Origin of the sequence: Streptomyces sp. SM11, assembly GCF_002910905.1 — a bacterium.
Taxonomy (GTDB): domain Bacteria; phylum Actinomycetota; class Actinomycetes; order Streptomycetales; family Streptomycetaceae; genus Streptomyces.
The window spans coordinates 1-19,347 of sequence record NZ_NEUE01000107.1; the positions used below are offsets into that span (position 1 = coordinate 1).

Genomic DNA, 19,347 nt, shown 5'->3' on the forward strand with positions numbered 1-19,347 from the left:
GATGTTGCCGGGAACGAGGAAGTGCCCTGTGACCTGCGATGATGGGAGTTCTCTACGCTTCCAGCACGCACGACCAACAGGGCACTTCTGAGATGCAATCTTCCCATGCCGCGGCGAAGGTCTCCGCACGGTTCGATGATCCGAATCTGATCGCGTACGGCGGGCTCGCGCCGCTGGTGCGCCTGGCCGAGCGGTGCGGCCTGCCCGGCCTGGTCAGCGAGCTGATGCGGCTGCCGGCCTCGAAGAACGGCACCGGTTCCTTCCCGGCCGCCAAGGCGATGGCCCTCATCGCGGGCATGGCCGCGGGCGCGGACAGTATCGACGACATGGACCGGCTGCGGCACGGCGCGATGCGGCGCCTGTTCACCGGGGTCCGCGCCCCGTCGACCCTCGGCAGCTTCCTGCGGTCCTTCACCCACGGGCACGTGAAGCAACTACATGCCGTCGCCCGCCGGTTCCTGCCTCGCCTGGCCGCGCACACCCCGCTACTTGCCGGCGCCGACACGGTTGCCTACCTCGATCTGGACGACACCATCAAGCCGGTCCACGGCTATGCCAAGCAAGGTGTCGGCTACGGCTACAACAAGGTCAAGGGCCTGAACGCGCTGATCGCGACGCTGTCCACGCCGCTGGCCGCCCCGGTCATCGCCGCAACCAGGCTGCGCCGGGGCAGCGTCAACTCGGTGCGCGGAGCAGGATCGTTCGCCGCCGAGGCGGTCCGCACCGCCCGCGCGTCCGGTGCGACCGGGATGCTGACCGTGCGGGCGGATGCGGCCTACTACGCCGCCGAGGTGGTCGCCGCCTGCCGGGCGCTCGGCGCCCGCTTCTCGGTCACGGTGCGGATGAACGCCTCCGTCAAGCAGGCCATCGCCGCTATCGACGAGATGGCCTGGACGCCGATCAAGTACCCCAAGGCGGTGTGGGACAGCGAGGAGGAACGCTGGATATCGGACGCCGAGATCGCCGAGATCGAGTACACCGCCTTCACCTCGAAACCGAAGAAGCAGCAGGTCACCGCCCGTCTCATCGTGCGACGCGTCAAGCGCCTGAACCCCGCCACCGTGCCCGGGGGCCAGGGCGAGCTGTTCACCGCCTGGCGCTACCATGCCGCGTTCACCGACAGCACGCTGCCGCTCATCGACGCCGAGCGTGACCACCGGCGCCACGCGATCGTGGAACAGGTGATCTCCGAGCTGAAGAACGGCCCGTTCGCACACGCCCCCTCGAGCAGCTTCCAGGCGAACGCCGCCTGGCTCGCACTGGCTGCCCTCGCCTTCAACCTGACCCGCGCCTGCGGAACGCTCGCCGGCACCTTCCACGCCCGCGCGACGTGCGCGACCATCCGCGATCACCTGATCAACGTGCCCGCCCGGCTGGCCCGTTCAGCCCGCCGGCTCACCCTGCACCTGCCCGAACGCTGGCCCTGGCACGACGCCTTCGAAGCCCTCTTCCACGCCGTGAACACCCCGCCCCAACCGTTCTGACCAGGCCGTATCCGACCCGCCCGCCAGGGCCCGAGAGCTGTGGACATGTGGAAAAGCTGGGCACACCAGCGGCCACCCCATGCCCGCCGCCAGACGCATCGCCTCGATCACCGAAAACGATCACTCACGAAACGAGCCGGTGGATCCGGGCTGAGCGGTGACGCGGTTCCGGCCGCCACCGCGCGGGCGGCGGCCGGAGGGGCCGGTCAGCTCGCCGTTTCCGCCAGCAGCTTCTCGTAGCCGACCAGGCGTACGCAGGCCGTGACGCCGGCGATGGCCTGCTCCAGCTCCTCGGGGGTGGGGAAGCTGGGGGCGATCCGGATCACCGCGTCGCCCGGGTCCTGGCCGTGGGGGTGGGTGGCGCCCGCGGGCGTGAGGACGATGCCCGCCTCGGCGGCGCGGCGCACCACCTCGCGGGCGCAGCCGTCGAGCACCTTCAGGGTGATGAAGTACCCGCCCTTGGGGTCCGTCCAGGTGGCGAGTCCCGTACCGCCCAGTTCGGCTTCGAGGATACGCAGAACGGCGTCGAACTTGGGGCGGAGCTTGGCCCGGTGGAGATCCATGTGGGCGTGCACGCCCGCCTCGTCCTTGAGGAACAGCGTGTGGCGCAGCTGGTTCACCTTGTCCGGGCCGATGGTGCGCTTGGCGGCGTTGGCCAGCAGCCAGGTGACGTTGTCGGGCGAGGAGCCGAAGAAGCCGACGCCGCTTCCGGCGAAGGTGATCTTGGAGGTGGATCCGAAGACGAAGGCCCGGTCGGGGTGGCCGGCCCCGGCGCAGGCGGCGAGCAGGTCGGCGATCTCCACGCGCTCGTCGGTCAGGTGGTGGACCGCGTAGGCGTTGTCCCAGAAGATCCTGAAGTCCGGGGCGGCGGTGGACATGGCTGCGAGCCGGGCGACGACCTCGTCGCTGTAGGTGACCCCGTCCGGGTTGCTGTACTTCGGGACGCACCAGATGCCCTTGATCGAGGCGTCCCCGGCCACGAGCCGTTCCACGGTCTCCATGTCCGGGCCCTCGTCGGTCATGGGGACCGGGATCATCTCGATGCCGAGGCGTTCGCACACACCGAAGTGCCGGTCGTACCCGGGAACGGGACACAGGAAGGCGATGCGCTCCTCGTCCACCCAGCGGGACGTGGCTCCCGGCATCACGCTCAGCATCGCGTGCACCAGGCTGTCGTGCATCAGCTCCAGGCTGGAGTTGCCCGCGGCCACCAGCTGCTCGACGGGCACCTGGAGCGGGCCGCTGAAGATCTCCCGCAGCTCCCGCAGCCCGTGGAGACCGCCGTAGTTGCGGGTGTCCACGGCCTCCGCGCTGCGATACGTCCCGCCCGGCAGGGCGAGCAGCGGCGCGGAGAGGTCGAGCTGGTCCCCGGACGGCTTCCCGCGGGTGAGGTCGAGGGAGAGGCCTCGCGTCACGAGCTCGGTGTAGTCCCGCTGCGCGCGGTCTCGGTGGGCGACCAGGGCATCGGGGCTGGACTCGATGGGATGGATGGGTATCTCCTTCGAACACGCGGCGGACGGAAACATGACGTCGCCAGCACCCTACAAAGGCGCGGCGAGGGCCCGTCCCGCCGGTGGCCGCCCTCTGCCGGGCGGGGGCCGGGGCAGTCCAGCGTCCCCGTCGGGCGACCCGCCCCGACTCGCCGCGCGAGGTGCCGAGTTGGCCCCTGAATACGGTTGCCCGGGATCAGGCCGTGACGTAGCTTCCCGCTGGGCCACGGGTGGTCTGGACCAAGGCTCGCGGCATCGGGCTCGCCGCTGGGACGGCGGTGCGGTGCCCGGCCCGCGGTCCCACGACGACCTCGCCGATCTATCGCAACGGGAACCGATTACCGTGGAACAAGCCTCCGTCCACCGCCGTGCGACACCCTGCCGGGCATCTTCTCCCGGCGGTACGCGGCAGCCACGCTGACCTTCGCCACGGTGATGTTCCTGACCGGCTTCGCCGCTTTGGCCGTGGTGCCCACGCTGCCGACAGCGGCCGAGGACCTGGACGGGGTGCCCCTGTTCCCCATGGTGGCGGGCAGTTTCGTGGCCGCCAGTCTGCTCGGCGGCGTGCTGGGCGGGCACTGGGCGGACCGCTCCGGCGCTCGGCGGCCGCTGGACCTGGGCATGATCCTCTCCGTGGTGACGCTGCTGGTGTCGGCGTCCAGCGTCTCGATCTGGCAGTTGGTGGCCGGCCGCTTCGTCGACGGTCTGGCGGCCGGGATGGTGGCGGTGTCCGTGACGACCGCCATCGGCCAGTCGTATCCGGAGTATCTGCGGCCCCGGATGCTCGCGATGATGAGCGCGAGCTGGATCATTCCGTCGCTGGTCGGACCGCCGATCGCCGGGGTGGTCACCGAGGTGTGGTCCTGGCGGGCGGTCTTCTACGGTCTGGCCGTGCTGACGGCACTGCCCGCGATCGCCCTCGTCGCGGTGCTCCGCCGGGCCCCCGCCGGCGGCGGGGACCAGGCCGCCGCCCCGCCCGACGACCTCCCGCCCGCCGAGGAACGCGCCTCCCGGCCACCGCTGGTGATCGCGGCGCTGCTCAGTCTGGGCGCGGCGCTCGGTCAGTACGGCGTCTCCGGGTGGGACGCGCGCCATCTGCTGTTCGTCGTCGGCGGCCTCGTGCTCCTGGTGGCCTTCGCGCCCCGCCTGCTGCCGCAGGGCACCTGGCGCAGTGCCCGCGGCCTGCCCACCGCGGTGCTGTTGCGCGGGCTGGCGTCCGGCACGTACTTCACCGTGGAGGCGCTGGTTCCGTTGATGCTGATCGCCGAGCGGCGGGTGGCAGCGGTGACGGTCGGCGTGGCCTTCACCGCCTCCGCCGTGCTGTGGGCGGGCGCGTCGTGGGTGCAGGGGAAGCTCCTCCAGGACGTCGCCCGGCATCGGCTCGTCACGGTCGGCGCCCTGATCATGGAGGCGTCCGTCGCCTTCGCCGTGGTAGGCAGCTTCTCCGGCGTGTCCCCGCTGCTCGCCATGGCGGCCATGCCGCTGGCGGCGGTCGGGATGGGGATGCTCGCCCCCTGTGTCACGGTGCTCTCGCTCTCGCACAGCGCACCGGACCGGCTGGGCCACACCACCAGCGCCATGCAGACCAACTTGACATCCTCCCCCTCCTGAAGGAGGGGGATTCCTACGGCTCGCGCCGTGGGGTTTTCTGCTTCGTCGCCGACTGCCCACCCGGAGAACTCCGTTGAGGTCTTACACCGGCTCCACAGACTGTCACCGAGAGCCCCTCGGCCAGCACATTCTTCGCGGCGTTCACGTCACGGTCGTGAGTGACACCGCACGCGCACGTCCATGTGCGGACGTGCAGCGGCATCTTCCTCTGGAGAGCTCCGCAGGCGGAGCAGAGCTTAGAGGAGGGGAACCAGCGGTCGATGGCGACCAGGTCCCTTCCGTACCAGGCGCACTTGTACTCCAGCATGCCGCGCATCGTGGTCCAGGCCGCGTCCGAGATGGCGCGGGCCAGGAAATGGTTCTTGACCATGTTCCGTACGGTCAGGTCCTCGATCACGATCGTTTGGTTCTCACGAACGAGCCGAGTGGTCAGCTTGTGCAGGTGGTCGCACCTGCGGTCGGTAATGCGGGCATGGACCTTCGCGACCTTGCGCCGAGCCTTGGCCCGGTTCGCTCCGTCACCCCTGGCCTTCTTCGCCAGCACCCGTTGGGCCTTGGCGAGACGGGCGCGGTCCTTGCGCTCGAACGTGGGGTTGGTGACCTTCTCTCCGGTGGAGAGCGTCACCAGGCTGGTGATCCCGGCGTCGATCCCGACAGCGTTCGTGGTCCCGGGCATCGGTGCGGGGATGTCGTCACACAGCATCGAGACGAACCAGCGCCCGGCTGCGTCCTGCGACACGGTCACGGTGGACGGGGATGCCCCTTCGGGAAGGGGACGGGACCACACGATGTCGAGCGGTTCGCTCATCTTCGCGAGGGTCAGCCGACCGTCCCGGTAGCGGAAACCGCTGGTGGTGTACTCAGCGGACCGACGGGACTTCTTCTTCGACTTGAAGGCCGGATACTTGGCCCGCTTCTGCCAGAAGTTCCCGAACGCCCCTTGCAGATGCCGCAGCGTCTGCTGCAACGGCACCGACGACACCTCAGACAGAAAAGCCAGTTCCTCGGACTTCTTCCACGAGGTGAGCATCGCGGAGGTGGCGTTGTAGTTGACCCGCTCCTGACGGAGCATCCACGCCTCGGACCGTGCGGCGAGCGCCAGATTATAAACCTTGCGAACGCACCCGAACGTGCGCGACAGCTCCGCCGCCTGCGCATCGGTCGGACGGAAACGGTACTTGAACGCCCGCTTCACCTGGTTCACGGTCACGCTCACAAACTAGCGGTGGCGCGACTTAAGATCAGACCTGCTGGTCGCCGTTCTGGCCGTCCGCGCACGGAAGGGCTGAAACCGGAAAGACCGGCAGACGCGTGCGCTGTTAGATACGTGCGCCATGCGATCACGCGAGTACGACAGGGAATTCCGGGAGCGGGCCGCCCGCATACGTGACTGCGGGTCCGGACTGCTGATACTGGGGCCCTGCTGTGGGGCTGGTGCGCAGTTCTGCTGCTGACGGACTACACGGTCGAAACGGGTCGCGGCGCCAAGGAGTGCGCATCGCGGCTGTTCACGGAGGGCGGCACGGCCAACGAGGGCGTGTGGAAGGGCGACTACTGTGCCGACGAATGCGACTGGCCCGAGGCGATTGCCGTCCTGGGGCTCTCCATCCCCGTATCGCTCGTGGGAACCGCGCTGTTCACGACCGGCCATGTGAGCCGGCGGCTTAGCGGGCACTCCCAGGCGATGCGCGAGCTGGACAGGCTGGCGGACGAGCGCGAGAAGCGCTCCGAGGCCTGAACGCATCACGACGAGGGAGTCACGCATGAGCGGCCAGGGTCCGCGGACCGACCGACTGAGCATTCTGACCGAGCAGTTCGATCAGGCGCGGGAGATGGCTCAGGTCCGGCTGCGGGGCCTCGGGGACGAGGAGTACCTGTGGGAGCCCGCGCCCGGCAGCTGGTCGATCCGGCGCCGGGAGGAGGCGGTGACGCCCCGGGCGTACGGGCCGGGCGCATGGGTGCTCGACAAGAGCGCGCCGGAGATCCCGGCGAGCGAGTACGCGGAGGTCGCGCGGCAGGCGGCGGACGGCGTGTCCGTCGCGAAGATCGCCGAGGACTAGAGCGTGACCGTCGGACGGGTCGAGGAGGTCCTGGCGTTCACCGGTGAGCCGGAGCCCGACGTCGTACCGATCACCACCATCGCGTGGCGGCTGGGACATCTGCACTCCGACTTCGCGGGCCGCTGGGAGTGGACCTTCGGCGAGCGGCGGCAGGATCCGCATCTGCTGGTCGACTTCACTCCGTCCGCCCCGCTCGCGCTCGACCGGTTCCGGGAGACGCTCGACCGCCACCGTGCGAGCCTGGACACCCTCACCGAGGAGCAGCTCGACACGGTCGGCTTCTCGCGGTATCCGTACGGCTCCGACCCCGACGACGCCTACATCAGCGTGCTGGCCAACGCCAATCTGGAGCTCATCCACCACCTGGCCGAGATCGCGCTGCTCCGCGACCTGTGGCGGGCCCGCCGGTCCCAGTAGGCCTTTGGCCCGCTAGCCCGCCAGCTCCCACACCAGCAGCTCCGCCGGGCCCGCCACCGCGACCGCCTCCAGCCCCTCCGCACCGGTGATCCGGGCGGCGTCGCCGGGGCCCAGCTCCTCGCCGTCCAGCGCGATTCGCCCCCGCACCACGTGGACGTACGCCCGCACCGCGTCCGGGACCGCCGTGCGCTCGCCCCCGGTCAGGCGGCGGACATGGAGCATCGCGCCCGCGCCGGGCAGGGCGTACGGGGTGGAGTCGGCGATGCCGGGCACGACCGTGTACGAGGGTTCGCCGCCGGGCTCCAGGGGGGCCAGCCACATCTGGAGGAAGGTCAGCGGGTCCGTGCCGTCGTTGCGTTCGACGTGGCGGACCCCGGAGGCGGCGCTCAGGTGGGCCACGTCCCCGGCGCGGACGACGGTGGAGTGGCCGGCCGAGTCGCGGTGGGTCAGCTCGCCCTCGACGACCCAGGTGACGATCTCCGTATGGCTGTGCGGATGCTCCTCGAAGCCGGCGCCTGGCGCCAGGCGCTCCTCGTTGCAGGCCAGGATCGGGCCGAAGCGGAGGTTGTCCGGGTCGTAGAAGGGACCGAAGGAGAGGGCGTGCCGGGTGTCGGTCCCGGCGGCCTCGTCCCCGCCCCGGTAGCGGTCGTCGGACCGGTGCACGGAAATCACCCGGCCACGGTAGCCCGGGGGACGCTCGTGCCGGATCCGGGCATCGGGAACGAGATGGGACGCCCGTACGGCTCCGGGCCGCGGAAGCGGGACGAGGAACGGCCGTACGGCAGCGGAAGCGGGACGGGACTTGCCCGTACCGGCTCGGGCGGCAAGACGGCCGCACAGCCGTATCGCTCCGGCAGCGGAACGGTTGCGCCAGGTGTTCGCCTACCCGCCGGTACGGGGGCCCCGTCGCCCCGGCCCACCGAACCACCGGCCCGATAAGGCAGTCTTGTCCTCGTGCCCCGACCCGATCCTGAGCTGCCCCCCGCCCACGACGCCCACCTGCACGCCGCGACCCTGAAACGGCTGGAGCAGTCCTCCGGCCGGCTGGCCGCGAACGCGATTGCCCGCATGGACGAATCGCTACCGTGGTACCGGGCGATGCCCCCGGAGAACCGGTCCTGGATCGGCCTGGTCGCCCAGGCCGGTATCGCCGCGTTCACCGAGTGGTTCCGGCATCCCGAGACGCCGCAGGCCATCTCGACCGATGTGTTCGGCACCGCGCCCCGCGAACTGACCCGGGCCATCACCCTGCGGCAGACCGTGGAGATGGTGCGCACCACGATCGAGGTCATGGAGACCGCGATCGAGGAGGTGGCCGCCCCGGGCGACGAGTCGGTGCTGCGGGAGGCGCTCCTGGTCTACGCGCGCGAGATCGCCTTCGCCACCGCCCAGGTCTACGCCCAGGCCGCCGAGGCCCGGGGCGCCTGGGACGCCCGGCTGGAGTCCCTCGTGGTGAACGCGGTGCTCTCCGGCGAGGCCGACGAGGGGGCCGTGTCCCGGGCCGCCGCGCTCGGCTGGAGTTCGCCCGAGCATGTGTGCGTCATCCTCGGCACCGCGCCCGACGGGGACAGCGAGCTGACCGTGGAGGCGATCCGGCGCGCCGCCCGGCACGCCAAGCTCCAGGTCCTCACCGGGGTCCTCGGCAACCGCCTCGTCGTCATCGCGGGCGGCAGCGACAACCCGCTCCAGGTCGCGAAGGGCCTGATCGGGCCGTACGCCGCCGGGCCCGTCGTCGCCGGGCCCGTCGTGCCGGACCTGCTGGCCGCGACCCGGTCCGCGCAGGCGGCGGCCGCCGGGCTGAAGGCGTGTCTGGCGTGGCAGGACGCGCCGCGCCCGGTCCTGGCGGACGATCTCCTCCCGGAGCGGGCGATGGCCGGAGACCCGGCCGCGCGGGACCAGTTGGTGGAGGAGATCTACAGACCGTTGGAAGAGGCCGGTTCGGCTCTTCTGGAAACGCTGAGTGTCTATCTGGAGCAGGCGAGCAGTCTGGAAGGCGCCGCCCGGATGCTTTTCGTGCACCCCAACACCGTGCGCTACCGGCTGCGACGTGTGACCGACGTCACCGGATGGTCACCATCCGATGTGCGCTCCGCGTTCACGCTGCGGATCGCCCTGATCCTGGGGCGCTTGGCGGCTGCGGATCCTCAGTCCTAGACTTTTGTTGGACTTCAACAATTCCCCCGACGGTTCTTCGTCCCTGTCCCCACGGGCGTGCGGAGCCGTCCACAAGAGAGAGTGTGAGGGTGCTCGTACTCGTCGCTCCCGGCCAAGGCGCTCAGACGCCCGGCTTCCTGACTCCCTGGCTCGACCTCCCCGGTGCCGCCGACCGCATCGCGGCCTGGTCCGACGCCATCGGGCTCGACCTTGCCCACTACGGCACGAAGGCCGACGCGGACGAGATCCGCGACACGGCCGTCGCCCAGCCGCTCCTGGTCGCCGCCGGACTGCTCTCGGCGACCGCGCTGGACGCCGCATCGCCCGACGTCGTCGCGGGTCACAGCGTCGGTGAGATCACCGCCGCCGCGCTCGCCGGCGTCATCGACGACGAGGCCGCGCTGCGCTTCGTCCGCACCCGGGGGCTCGGCATGGCCGAGGCCGCCGCGGTCACCGAGACCGGCATGGCGGCCCTCCTCGGCGGCGACCCGGACGTGACGGTCCCGCACCTGGAGAAGCTCGGGCTGACCCCGGCCAACGTCAACGGCGCCGGCCAGATCGTCGCCGCCGGCACCGCGGCCCAGATCGCCGACCTGGAGGCCGACAAGCCCGAGGGCGTACGCCGGGTCGTCGCGCTGAAGGTGGCCGGCGCGTTCCACACGCACCACATGGCCCCGGCCGTGGAGAAGCTGCGCGCGGCGGTCGGCGACCTCACGGTCGGTGACCCGACCGTGCGTTACGTTTCCAACGCCGACGGCCACACCGTGGCCACCGGCACCGAGGTCATCGCCCGGCTGGTGGGGCAGGTCGCCAACCCGGTCCGCTGGGACCTGTGCATGGAGACCTTCCAGTCGCTGGGCGTCACCGCACTCGTCGAGCTGAGCCCCGGCGGCACGCTGACCGGGCTCGCCAAGCGCGCACTGCCCGGCGTACAGACGCTCGCGCTCAAGACCCCCGACGACCTCGACGCGGCCCGCGCGCTCATGTCCGAGCACGCAGGCGTCTAAGGAGCGAGCATGTCGAAGATCAAGCCCAGCAAGGGCGCCCCGTACGCACGGATCCTCGGGGTCGGCGGCTACCGCCCGACCCGGGTCGTGCCGAACGAGGTGATCCTCGAAACGATCGACTCGTCCGACGAGTGGATCCGCTCCCGCTCCGGCATCGTCACCCGCCACTGGGCCTCCGACGAGGAGACCGTGGCCGCGATGTCGATCGAGGCGTCCGGCAAGGCCATCGCCGACGCGGGCATCGACCCCGAGCAGATCGGCGCGGTCGTCGTCTCGACCGTCTCGCACTTCAAGCAGACCCCGGCCGTCGCCACCGAGATCGCGCACAGGATCGGCGCGGGCAAGCCCGCCGCCTTCGACATCTCGGCCGGCTGCGCGGGCTTCGGCTACGGCCTCACGCTCGCCAAGGGCATGGTCGTCGAGGGCTCCGCGGAGTACGTCCTCGTGATCGGCGTGGAGCGGCTCAGCGACCTGACCGACCTGGAGGACCGCGCGACGGCCTTCCTGTTCGGTGACGGCGCGGGCGCGGTCGTCGTCGGACCGTCCCAGGAACCGGCCATCGGCCCGACCGTGTGGGGCTCCGAGGGCGACAAGTCCGAGACCATCAAGCAGACGGTGGCCTGGAACGACCTGCACATCGGCGACGTCTCCAAGCTGCCGCTCGATTCCAAGGGCGAGATCAAGTTCCCGGCCATCACGCAGGAGGGGCAGGCGGTCTTCCGCTGGGCCGTCTTCGAGATGGCGAAGGTCGCCCAGCAGGCGCTGGACGCGGCCGGGATCGCCCCGGAAGACCTGGACGTCTTCATTCCGCACCAGGCCAACATGCGGATCATCGACTCGATGGTGAAGACCCTGAAACTGCCGGAGCACGTCACGGTCGCCCGTGACATCGAGTCCACCGGCAACACGTCCGCCGCCTCGATTCCGCTCGCGATGGAGCGGCTCCTGGCGACCGGTCAGGCGAAGAGCGGCGACACCGCGCTCGTCATCGGCTTCGGGGCGGGTCTCGTCTACGCCGCGACGGTCGTTACCCTCCCCTAGGCACACCGGGCCTTTTGGTCCGTACGCACGAACACTGAAGAAACCCACCGAAGGAGCGCCAAGATGGCCGCCACGCAGGAAGAGATCGTCACCGGTCTCGCCGAGATCGTCAACGAGATCGCCGGTATCCCGGTCGAGGACGTCCAGCTGGACAAGTCCTTCACCGACGACCTGGACGTCGACTCGCTGTCCATGGTCGAGGTCGTCGTCGCCGCCGAGGAGCGCTTCGACGTCAAGATCCCCGACGAGGACGTCAAGGACCTCAAGACGGTCGGCGACGCCGCCAACTACATCCTGAAGCACCAGGGCTGATCCCAGCCCGGCTGTGTCGCCACCCGGCGGTGGCGCCGCTGATTCACGACCCTCTACACGTGGAGAAGATCTTCCAGTGAACTCGACCAATCGCACCGTGGTCGTCACCGGTATCGGCGCAACCACTCCGCTGGGTGGCGACTCCGCATCGACCTGGGAAGGTCTGATGGCCGGCCGGTCCGGCGTCAAGCCTCTCGAAGGCGAGCGTTTCGCCGAACTGCCCGTCCGGATCGCCGCCCTCGCGGCCGTCGACCCGGGCGATGTCCTTCCCCGCCCGCTGGCCCGCAAGCTGGACCGCTCGGCGCAGTTCGCGCTGATCGCGGCCCGCGAGGCCTGGGCGGACGCGGGCTTCACCGCCAAGGCCGGCGAGGACGAGACCATCGCCCCCGAGCGCCTGGGCTCGGTCATCGCCTCCGGCATCGGCGGCGTGACCACCCTGCTCGACCAGTACGACGTGCTGAAGGAGAAGGGCGTACGCCGCGTCTCCCCGCACACCGTTCCCATGCTCATGCCCAACGGCCCGGCGGCCAACGTCGGCCTGGAGGTCAACGCCCAGGCCGGTGTCCACACGCCCGTCTCCGCCTGCGCCTCGGGTGCCGAGGCGATCGGGTACGCCGTCGAGATGATCCGTACCGGCCGTGCCGACGTGGTCGTCGCCGGTGGCACCGAGGCGGCGATCCACCCGCTGCCGATCGCCGCGTTCGCCAACATGATGGCGATGTCCAAGAGCAACGACGAGCCCGAGAAGGCCTCGCGTCCGTACGACACCGGCCGGGACGGCTTCGTCCTCGGTGAGGGTGCGGGCGTCGTCATCCTGGAGTCCGCCGAGCACGCCGCCCAGCGCGGCGCGCGGGTCTACTGCGAGGTGCTGGGCCAGGGCCTGTCGGCCGACGCCCACCACATCGCGCAGCCCGAGCCCACCGGGCGGGGCATCGCCGCCGCGATGCGGAACCTGCTGGACACCAGCGACCTCAAGCCGGCCGAGGTGGTCCACCTCAACGCGCACGCCACGTCGACGCCGCAGGGCGACCTCGCCGAGATCAAGGCGCTGCGCCTGGTGCTGGGCGACGACCTCGACCATGTCGCGATCTCCGCGACGAAGTCGATGACGGGCCACCTGCTGGGTGGCGCGGGCGGCATCGAGACGGTGGCCAGCGTCCTGGCGCTGCACCACCGCATCGCTCCGCCGACCATCAACATCGACGAGCTCGACGAGGCGATCGACGCGGACATCGTGCGGGGTGAGCCGCGAGTACTGCCCGAGGGGCCGATCGCGGCGATCAACAACTCGTTCGGGTTCGGCGGGCACAACGTGGTGCTGGCGTTCCGGTCCGTCTGAGCCTGCCTCTACGGGTGAAGCCCGCTTCCCGTTCGTCCGGGAGGCGGGCTTCGTCGTTCTTTCGGGGCTCCGCCCCGGACCCCGCCCCTCATTAGCCGGAGGGGCTCGATCTCGCTCCTCGATCACCGTTGGGTGAGGAGCGCCGGAGGGGCTCAGACCACCTGGTGGAGCCAGCGGACGGGCGCGCCCTCGCCCGCGTGGCGGAAGGACTCCAGCTCGTCGTCCCAGGGCTTGCCCAGGAGCGAGGCGATCTCGGCCTCCAGGTCGCTCTCCCCACGCACCGAGCGGGCCAGCGCGGCCCGCAGCCGGTCCTCGGGGACCAGGATGTCGCCGTGCATGCCGGTGACGGCGTGGAAGATACCGAGGCCGGGGGTGGAGCTGTAGCGCTCGCCCTCGGCGGTGGCACACGGCTCGGCGGTCACCTCGAAGCGCAGCAGGTCCCAGCCGCGCAGGGCGGAGGCGAGCTGCGAGGCGGTGCCGGCACGGCCCTTCCAGGAGAATTCGGACCGCCAGGTGCCGGGCGCGGCCGGCTGTCTGATCCAGTCCAGCTGGACCCGCACACCGAGGACGCCCGCCACTGCCCACTCGACATGTGGGCACAGCGCGCGCGGTGCGGAGTGAACGTACAGGACTCCACGTGTCGTCACCGGAACCTCCCGTGTGGGACGAGGTACGCCTTCCCCAGCGGCCTCACGCCCGAACCGCCTCTTTCCGGCCGGCTCCCGAGGTTGTCATCAGTAAACAGCATCGGGAGTTAATCTCCTGAAAAGGGACAGTATGTGACGTGACGTAATGTACCGGAGCTGCCCGTGTGTGCGCGGGCGGGCGGGACGCCACTGGTTCGACGGGGAAAAGCTACCGTGCGCCGGGGACGTCCGTGTGACGTACCGTCGGTCTCGGGCCCCCGATTCGCCGGCATTCACCCGGCAGGGCGCGCAGAGCCCCGACCTGGGGATCGTGTGCTTGCCGGGGGCATGTCCAGAGGCATAGGCCCCACCGGCGATCGGGGGCTGAGCCAGGGGTTGACCGGAGGGGGTCCGACTGATGCCGGAGCGTGCGACACGCCCACGTATGCGTACCGCTGCCGCCGCGCTGACGGCGCTCGTGTGCACCGGCACCGTCGCGCTGGCCGGATGCGGCGGCGGCGGTGCGGAAAGCGGCGTGTCGCGGAACGCGCCCGCGGCCACGCGCAGTGCCTCGCCGTCCCCCTCCCCCGCCCCGGACTGGAACCCCCGGCCCCGGTCGGTCGCGGCGGTCGGGGACTCGATCACCCGGGGCTTCGACGCCTGTTCGGTGCTGGCCGACTGCCCCGAGGTGTCGTGGGCGACCGGCACGGACGACGCGGTGCGCAGTCTCGCGGTCCGGCTGCTCGGCCCGTCGAGGGCGGCGGACCACAGCTGGAACCACGCGGTGTCGGGGTCCCGGATGGTGCAGTTGCCCGAGCAGATGGCGCTGGCGGCGAAGGAGCGGCCGGAGCTGGTGACGGTGATGACGGGCGCGAACGACGCGTGCCGGGACTCGGTGCGGCTGATGACGCCGGTGGCGGACTTCCGGGCGTCGTTCGAGGCGTCGATGCGGCAGCTGCGGGCCGGGGCGCCGAAGGCGCAGGTGTACGTCTCCAGCGTGCCGGACCTGAAGCGGCTCTGGTCGACGGGGCGGGTGAACGAGCTGGGCAAGAAGATCTGGCAGCTCGGGATCTGTCAGTCGATGCTGGCCGACGCGGACGATCTGGGCCCGGCGGCGGTGGCCCGGCGGGACGCGGTGCGGGACCGGGTGGTGGCGTACAACGAGGTGCTGCGGGACGTGTGCGCGAAGGACCGGTACTGCCGGTACGACGGCGGGGCGGTGTTCGACTTCCGGTTCACCGGTGCGCAACTGAGCCCGTGGGACTGGTTCCATCCGAGCCGCGACGGCCAGGCCCGGCTGGCGGAGATCGCCTACCGCAACGTCACGGCGGCCGGGGGGTGACCGGCGGACCCGGCCCTGATCCGCTGGTCGCCCCCTTGCCTCCCGCGTAGGGTCGGTGAGCATGACCACGGGTACGGACACGGATACGGCGATAGGCGCGGAAGGCTTCGGCGCTCTCGCGGACGGGTCACCCGTCCGCCGGTGGACGCTGGAACGGGACGGGGTCCGCGTGCGGGTCCTGACCTACGGTGCGATCGTGCAGTCGGTGGAGGTGCCCGGGCGGGACGGCTCGCCGGCCCCGGTGGCGCTCGGGCTGCCGGACGTCGCGGGCTACGAGGAGTTCCCGGCCCCTTACTTTGGCGCGGTGGTCGGGCGGTACGCGAACCGGATCGGGGGCGCGTCGTTCGTCCTGGACATCCTGGTCGCCCCCGAGCCCGACCCGATCGACGGACTTCTGCTGAGGATGACGTCGCTGTGCGGCCGGTGGCTCAGCATGAACGTTCTCATGGTCGACGAGAGGCGGGTCATCGCCGAGCGGCACCACACCGGCATGCTGCGGGCCCTCGAACGCTGGGGCTTCGAGCCGATCCCGGGCGACCTGATGCACTACGCGCCGTTCGGCGGCTCCTTCCACTGCGCGACGCTCGATGTGCGGCGGCGCGGGACGCTGGAGTCCTACTTCGACTGATCCTCCCGGCGGTCCGCTCTCCGGACGGCTCTCCGGATCGTCCTCAGCGGGCCAGGCCCAGGGTGACTCCGAGGCCGACCAGGACCGAGCCGATCGACCGGTTCAGCGCCTTCTGGCGGCGGAGCATCGCGCCGCGCAGCCGGGAGTGCGAGAAGAACAGCGCGACCAGGGCGAACCAGCCGAGGTGGGCGGCCGACATGAACAGGCCGTAACCCGCCTGCTGCCACAGGGCGGTGCCGGGACCGACGACCTGGGTGAAGGTCGCGACGACGAACAGGGTGGTCTTCGGGTTGAGGGCGTTGGTGAGGAACCCGCTGCGCAGCGCCCCGAGCGGGGAGAGTCCCGGCCGGTCCGTCAGGTCGACGTCGAGGTCCGCGCGGGCCGTGAAGGTGCGCACCCCGATGTAGATCAGGTACGCGGCGCCCGCCAGTTTGACCGCGGTGAACAGGGCGGTCGAGGAGGCGATGAGCAGCCCGACGCCGAGCATCGTGTACGTGACGTGGACCAGGACGCCCGCCGCGACGCCGGTGGCCGCGAGGACGCCGGTGGTACGCCCGTACAGGTAGCTGTTGCGGACGACCATCGCGAAGTCGGCGCCCGGGGAGATGACCGCGAGGACGGTGATCGCGGCGACCGCCAGCAGCTCGGTCACGCGGACCACGCCCGCGGGGCCGGCGCGTCACCGCTGTCGGCGGTTCCGGGGCCGGGGTCCGGGTCCGTCGCCGCGTCCGGGTCCACCAGGTCCCGGGCGAGGAGGGTGGCCCCGGCGACGGCTCCCGGCATCAGGAACACCGCGACGAACGGGACCAGGAAGGCCAGGGTCAGCGGTACGCCGAAGCCGAGCACCAGCGTCCGGCGGCCGCGCAGCAGGACGAGGCGGTCCTTGAGGACCATGCCCCGGCGCTGGAGGGCGACGGCGGTCAGCTCCTCGGCCAGGAAGTAGCCGGAGACGCAGAAGCCGATGGCGGGGACCACGGTCTGCCCGACGACGGGGATGAAACCGCAGGCGAAGAGGACGATCCCGTACAGGGCGACGCGCAGCAGGATGCGTACGGAGTCGCGGGCGGAGATCCACAGGTCCCGCCAGAGCGGCAGTCCGGACTCGGGGACCTCGCCGCCCTCGGTGCGGTCGACCTGCTCGGAGAGCGACTCGTAGGAGGGCTGGCCGACCAGGAGGGTGACGGCGGTGAAGGTGATGACCGCGAGGAACAGCCCGAAGACGAAGACGAGCGCGGTCAGCCCGGTGCGCAGGAGGCCCTGCCAGGGCGAGGACCAGTCGTCGGCGAACGGGGTGGCCCAGCCGACGAAGTCGTCGGCTCCGTAACCGAGTCCGATCAGGGCCACGGCGTACACGACGAGGGTGACGAGTCCGGGCAGCAGCCCGAAGCCGAGCCATCGTCCGTGCTGGGCAACCCAGCGTTGCCCCTTCATCAAGTAACCGAAACCCGCCCCGAGATCGCTCATGGGCGTCAGCGTACTGGCGTGCGGAAAGCGGAGAGGACCGCACCCCGGGACGGGGGTGCGGTCCTCGCGCGACGCTGTGGTCAGGCGACCGAGAGCTCGACGTTGACGTTGCCGCGGGTGGCGCTCGAGTACGGGCAGACCTGGTGGGCCTTCTCGATGAGCGCCTGCGCGGTGGCGGCGTCGACGTTCGGGATGGAGGCGCTGATCGCGACCTCCAGGCCGAAGCCGCCAGCCTCGGTCTTGCCTATGGAGACCGAGGCGGTCACGGTCGAGCCGGAGATGTCGGCCTTCTCCTGGCGGGCGACGACGCCCAGCGCACCCTGGAAGCAGGCGCTGTAGCCCGCCGCGAAGAGCTGCTCGGGGTTGGTGCCCGCGCCGCTGCCGCCCATGGCCTTCGGCGGGTTAACGACGACGTCGAGCTGACCGTCCTCGGAGGACACCCGGCCGTCGCGGCCGTTCTCGGCGGTGGCGACGGCGGTGTAGGCGACGTCGATCTTCTGGATGGTCATGGTGTGAGGATTCCTCCTGTTGGTGCGCCGCGACTCGCGCCCACGATCGCGACGGCCTGAGGATGAGCCTAACGGGTGACCGGGGACGGCCGGGGAGGGAGGTTCGGTGCACCGGCCGGTCCGGACCGGGTCAGACCAGGGAGACGATCATCTTCCCGGTGTTCTCGCCGCGCAGCAGCCCCACGAAGGCGTCGTAGCCCCGCTCGATGCCCTCGACCGTCGTCTCCCCGTACTTCAGCTCGCCCGAGGCCAGCCAGCCGGCGACCTCCTGGACGAACTGCGGCTGGAGGTCGGCGTGATCGCCGACGAGCATGCCCGTCAGGCGCAGCCGCTTGCCGATGATCAGCGCCATGTTGCTCGGGCCGGGGGTCGGCTCGGTCGCGTTGTACTGGGCGATCATGCCGCAGATGGTGGCGCGGCCGTGCACGTTGAGCGAGGCGATCGCGGCTTCGAGGTGCTCGCCGCCGACGTTGTCGAAGTAGACGTCGATGCCGTCGGGGGCGGCTTCCTTGAGCTGGTCGCGGACGGGCCCGTTCTTGTAGTTGAACGCGGCGTCGAAGCCGTACTCCTCGGTGAGGAGCTTGACCTTCTCGTCGGAGCCCGCGGAGCCGATGACCCGGGAGGCGCCCTTGAGCTTCGCCATCTGGCCGACCTGGCTGCCCACGGCGCCGGCCGCGCCGGAGACGAAGACCGCGTCGCCCTCCTTGAAGGAGGCGACGTCGAACAGGCCGGCGTAGGCGGTGAGTCCGGTCATGCCGAGCACGCCGAGGTAGGCGGAGAGCGGGGCGAGACCGGGGTCGACCTTGACCGCGTGCTTGGCGGGCAGGTCGGCGATCTCGCGCCAGCCGAGACCGTGCAGGACGTGGTCGCCGACGGCGAAGCCCTCGGCGTTCGAGGCGATGACCTCGCCGACCGCGCCGCCGTCCATGGGGTGGTCCAGCTTGAAGGGCGGGGTGTAGGACTTCACGTCGTTCATCCGGCCGCGCATGTACGGGTCGACCGAGAAGTGCTTGTTGCGGACGAGGATGCGGCCTTCGGCCGGAGCGGCGACCGCGGCCTCACGCAGCGCGAAGTCCTCGGCCTTGGGCCAGCCGTGCGGGCGTGCGACGAGGTGCCATTCACGGCTGGACGTGGGAAGTGCTGCAGACATGGGCTCGGGTTCTCCTCAACGTCCTACGGGGGGTGAGCCTCCGCGGCGTGCGCGAAAAGCTTCATGATATGAAACAACCATGCTCCTGAATATTTCATGATGTCAAGTAAATCGGTACGCTGTCGTCCATGGCCACTCGCACAGACCCCCTGACCCTTGAGGTCGTCGAGCTCATCGGCACCGTCGTGGCGCGCTACCACGAGGAGTACGACCGGGCCGCCGCCGAGCACTCCCTCACGGGCGCGCAGGCACGGGTGCTCGGGCTGCTCTCGCTGGAGCCGCTGCCGATGCGCAAGATCGCGCTCCGGCTGAAGTGCGAGCCGTCGAACGTCACCGGGATCATCGACCGGCTGGAGACCCGGGAGCTGGTCGAGCGCAGGCCCGATCCGGCGGACCGGCGGGTGAAGCTGGCCGCCGCGACGGAGAAGGGCCGACGCACGGCCCGCGAACTGCGGGACGCGCTGGACTTCGCCCGGGAGCCGCTGGCCGGGCTCTCCGACGCCGAGCGCACGGTCCTGCGGGACCTGCTGCGGCGGATGCTGGGCGAGGCGCCCCTCCAGGCGACCCTCTAGGCCGCGTCCGGGCCCGCGCCCACGTGCACCACCACAGGAAGCGGACGCAGGTCGGGGACGGGGTCGGGGCGGGCGTCGGTCCGGCCGACGGCGGCGGGGGTGCGGGCGCGGTCGTCGGCTCCTCCGGGCCGCCCGGCCCCG

Annotated in this window: 17 protein-coding genes and 4 pseudogenes; 13 read left to right on the plus strand and 8 right to left on the minus strand. The window is 70.9% G+C overall.

All coding sequences use genetic code 11. The features are described from left to right. Positions 1–92: 92 nt before the first annotated feature. Positions 93–1,484 carry an IS1380 family transposase gene (locus tag B9S58_RS07580; protein ID WP_103531107.1) on the plus strand — a complete coding sequence of 464 codons (1,392 nt, stop codon included), beginning with the start codon at positions 93–95 and terminating at the stop codon, positions 1,482–1,484. Positions 1,485–1,690: 206 nt separating this feature from the next. Here B9S58_RS07580 and B9S58_RS07585 read toward each other — a convergent pair whose 3' ends face one another. Next, positions 1,691–3,010 (minus strand): aminotransferase class I/II-fold pyridoxal phosphate-dependent enzyme, encoded by a 1,320-nt coding sequence (locus B9S58_RS07585; protein WP_219818873.1) that lies wholly within the window; start codon positions 3,008–3,010, stop codon positions 1,691–1,693. Between the two features lie 399 nt (positions 3,011–3,409). On the opposite strand from B9S58_RS07585, the gene B9S58_RS07595 reads away from it, so the two are divergent. Further along, positions 3,410–4,585, plus strand: coding sequence for an MFS transporter (locus B9S58_RS07595; protein WP_258044215.1), 1,176 nt, complete (start codon positions 3,410–3,412; stop codon positions 4,583–4,585). 13 nt (positions 4,586–4,598) lie between these two features. Here the strand turns inward: B9S58_RS07595 and B9S58_RS07600 are convergent, their stop codons facing one another. Then, entirely contained in the window at positions 4,599–5,801 is a 1,203-nt protein-coding gene (locus B9S58_RS07600; protein WP_103531351.1) for an RNA-guided endonuclease TnpB family protein, read from the minus strand. A 118-nt stretch (positions 5,802–5,919) separates the two neighbouring features. On the opposite strand from B9S58_RS07600, the pseudogene B9S58_RS07605 reads away from it, so the two are divergent. Together B9S58_RS07605 and B9S58_RS07610 are read left to right on the plus strand one after the other, a co-directional pair. Next, positions 5,920–6,323: pseudogene (locus B9S58_RS07605) on the plus strand (hypothetical protein). Between the two features lie 25 nt (positions 6,324–6,348). Further along, positions 6,349–7,062, plus strand: a pseudogene (locus B9S58_RS07610) (DinB family protein). A gap of 12 nt (positions 7,063–7,074) precedes the next feature. Here the strand turns inward: B9S58_RS07610 and B9S58_RS07615 are convergent. Next, complete coding sequence (locus B9S58_RS07615) at positions 7,075–7,734, minus strand: pirin family protein (protein WP_103531352.1); 660 nt, start codon at positions 7,732–7,734, stop codon at positions 7,075–7,077. A 282-nt stretch (positions 7,735–8,016) separates the two neighbouring features. Between B9S58_RS07615 and B9S58_RS07620 the strand changes: the two genes are divergently transcribed. The 5 genes from B9S58_RS07620 (at position 8,017) to fabF (ending at position 12,915) form a co-directional block, all read left to right on the plus strand. Then, entirely contained in the window at positions 8,017–9,216 is a 1,200-nt protein-coding gene (locus tag B9S58_RS07620; protein ID WP_103531353.1) for a CdaR family transcriptional regulator, read from the plus strand. Positions 9,217–9,305: 89 nt separating this feature from the next. Beyond that, positions 9,306–10,223, plus strand: coding sequence for an ACP S-malonyltransferase (locus tag B9S58_RS07625; RefSeq protein WP_103531354.1), 918 nt, complete (start codon positions 9,306–9,308; stop codon positions 10,221–10,223). 9 nt (positions 10,224–10,232) lie between these two features. Continuing rightward, a complete protein-coding gene (locus tag B9S58_RS07630; RefSeq protein WP_103531355.1) occupies positions 10,233–11,264 on the plus strand; it encodes a ketoacyl-ACP synthase III in 1,032 nt (343 codons plus the stop codon). Positions 11,265–11,327: 63 nt separating this feature from the next. Further along, the gene (locus tag B9S58_RS07635; protein ID WP_103531356.1) at positions 11,328–11,576 is read left to right on the plus strand and encodes an acyl carrier protein; all 249 of its coding nucleotides are present in this window, start codon (positions 11,328–11,330) and stop codon (positions 11,574–11,576) included. 76 nt (positions 11,577–11,652) lie between these two features. Then, complete coding sequence (fabF, locus tag B9S58_RS07640; protein ID WP_103531357.1) at positions 11,653–12,915, plus strand: beta-ketoacyl-ACP synthase II; 1,263 nt, start codon at positions 11,653–11,655, stop codon at positions 12,913–12,915. A 152-nt stretch (positions 12,916–13,067) separates the two neighbouring features. Here the strand turns inward: fabF and B9S58_RS07645 are convergent, their stop codons facing one another. Further along, positions 13,068–13,562 (minus strand): DUF3145 domain-containing protein, encoded by a 495-nt coding sequence (locus B9S58_RS07645; protein WP_103531358.1) that lies wholly within the window; start codon positions 13,560–13,562, stop codon positions 13,068–13,070. A 424-nt stretch (positions 13,563–13,986) separates the two neighbouring features. Between B9S58_RS07645 and B9S58_RS07650 the strand changes: the two genes are divergently transcribed. The 3 genes and pseudogenes from B9S58_RS07650 to B9S58_RS37865 form a co-directional block, all read left to right on the plus strand. Next, positions 13,987–14,883 (plus strand): SGNH/GDSL hydrolase family protein, encoded by an 897-nt coding sequence (locus B9S58_RS07650; RefSeq protein WP_181009223.1) that lies wholly within the window; start codon positions 13,987–13,989, stop codon positions 14,881–14,883. Between the two features lie 61 nt (positions 14,884–14,944). Beyond that, positions 14,945–15,238 (plus strand): annotated as a pseudogene (locus B9S58_RS37860) (galactose-1-epimerase); the annotation flags it as partial. Beyond that, positions 15,236–15,511, plus strand: a pseudogene (locus tag B9S58_RS37865) (amidinotransferase); the annotation flags it as partial. The pseudogenes B9S58_RS37860 and B9S58_RS37865, both read left to right, overlap by 3 nt. 43 nt (positions 15,512–15,554) lie before the next feature. On the opposite strand, the gene B9S58_RS07660 reads toward B9S58_RS37865, so the two are convergent. The 4 genes from B9S58_RS07660 to B9S58_RS07675 all read right to left on the minus strand — a co-directional run bounded on the left by B9S58_RS07660 (position 15,555) and on the right by B9S58_RS07675 (position 18,634). Beyond that, the gene (locus B9S58_RS07660; protein ID WP_103531366.1) at positions 15,555–16,163 is read right to left on the minus strand and encodes a LysE family translocator; all 609 of its coding nucleotides are present in this window, start codon (positions 16,161–16,163) and stop codon (positions 15,555–15,557) included. After that, positions 16,160–16,975 carry an EI24 domain-containing protein gene (locus B9S58_RS07665; RefSeq protein ID WP_103531361.1) on the minus strand — a complete coding sequence of 272 codons (816 nt, stop codon included), beginning with the start codon at positions 16,973–16,975 and terminating at the stop codon, positions 16,160–16,162. Before B9S58_RS07665 ends, B9S58_RS07660 begins: the two co-directional genes overlap by 4 nt. An 80-nt stretch (positions 16,976–17,055) precedes the next feature. Then, entirely contained in the window at positions 17,056–17,484 is a 429-nt protein-coding gene (locus tag B9S58_RS07670; protein WP_103531362.1) for an organic hydroperoxide resistance protein, read from the minus strand. Positions 17,485–17,614: 130 nt separating this feature from the next. Continuing rightward, entirely contained in the window at positions 17,615–18,634 is a 1,020-nt protein-coding gene (locus B9S58_RS07675) for an NADP-dependent oxidoreductase (protein WP_103531363.1), read from the minus strand. Positions 18,635–18,762: 128 nt separating this feature from the next. Between B9S58_RS07675 and B9S58_RS07680 the strand changes: the two genes are divergently transcribed. After that, entirely contained in the window at positions 18,763–19,206 is a 444-nt protein-coding gene (locus B9S58_RS07680; protein WP_103531364.1) for a MarR family winged helix-turn-helix transcriptional regulator, read from the plus strand. Positions 19,207–19,347 lie beyond the last annotated feature (141 nt).

Excerpts from the sequence above, each read along its gene's own strand:
- B9S58_RS07580 (WP_103531107.1), top strand. The coding sequence starts at position 93 with ATGCAATCTTCCCATGCCGCGGCGAAGGTCTCCGCACGGTTCGATGAT.
- B9S58_RS07585 (WP_219818873.1), bottom strand. The coding sequence starts at position 3,010 with ATGTTTCCGTCCGCCGCGTGTTCGAAGGAGATACCCATCCATCCCATC.
- B9S58_RS07595 (WP_258044215.1), top strand. The coding sequence starts at position 3,410 with ATGTTCCTGACCGGCTTCGCCGCTTTGGCCGTGGTGCCCACGCTGCCG.
- B9S58_RS07630 (WP_103531355.1), top strand. The coding sequence starts at position 10,233 with ATGTCGAAGATCAAGCCCAGCAAGGGCGCCCCGTACGCACGGATCCTC.
- B9S58_RS07635 (WP_103531356.1), top strand. The coding sequence starts at position 11,328 with ATGGCCGCCACGCAGGAAGAGATCGTCACCGGTCTCGCCGAGATCGTC.
- B9S58_RS07650 (WP_181009223.1), top strand. The coding sequence starts at position 13,987 with ATGCGTACCGCTGCCGCCGCGCTGACGGCGCTCGTGTGCACCGGCACC.
- B9S58_RS07665 (WP_103531361.1), bottom strand. The coding sequence starts at position 16,975 with ATGAGCGATCTCGGGGCGGGTTTCGGTTACTTGATGAAGGGGCAACGC.
- B9S58_RS07670 (WP_103531362.1), bottom strand. The coding sequence starts at position 17,484 with ATGACCATCCAGAAGATCGACGTCGCCTACACCGCCGTCGCCACCGCC.
- B9S58_RS07675 (WP_103531363.1), bottom strand. The coding sequence starts at position 18,634 with ATGTCTGCAGCACTTCCCACGTCCAGCCGTGAATGGCACCTCGTCGCA.
- B9S58_RS07680 (WP_103531364.1), top strand. The coding sequence starts at position 18,763 with ATGGCCACTCGCACAGACCCCCTGACCCTTGAGGTCGTCGAGCTCATC.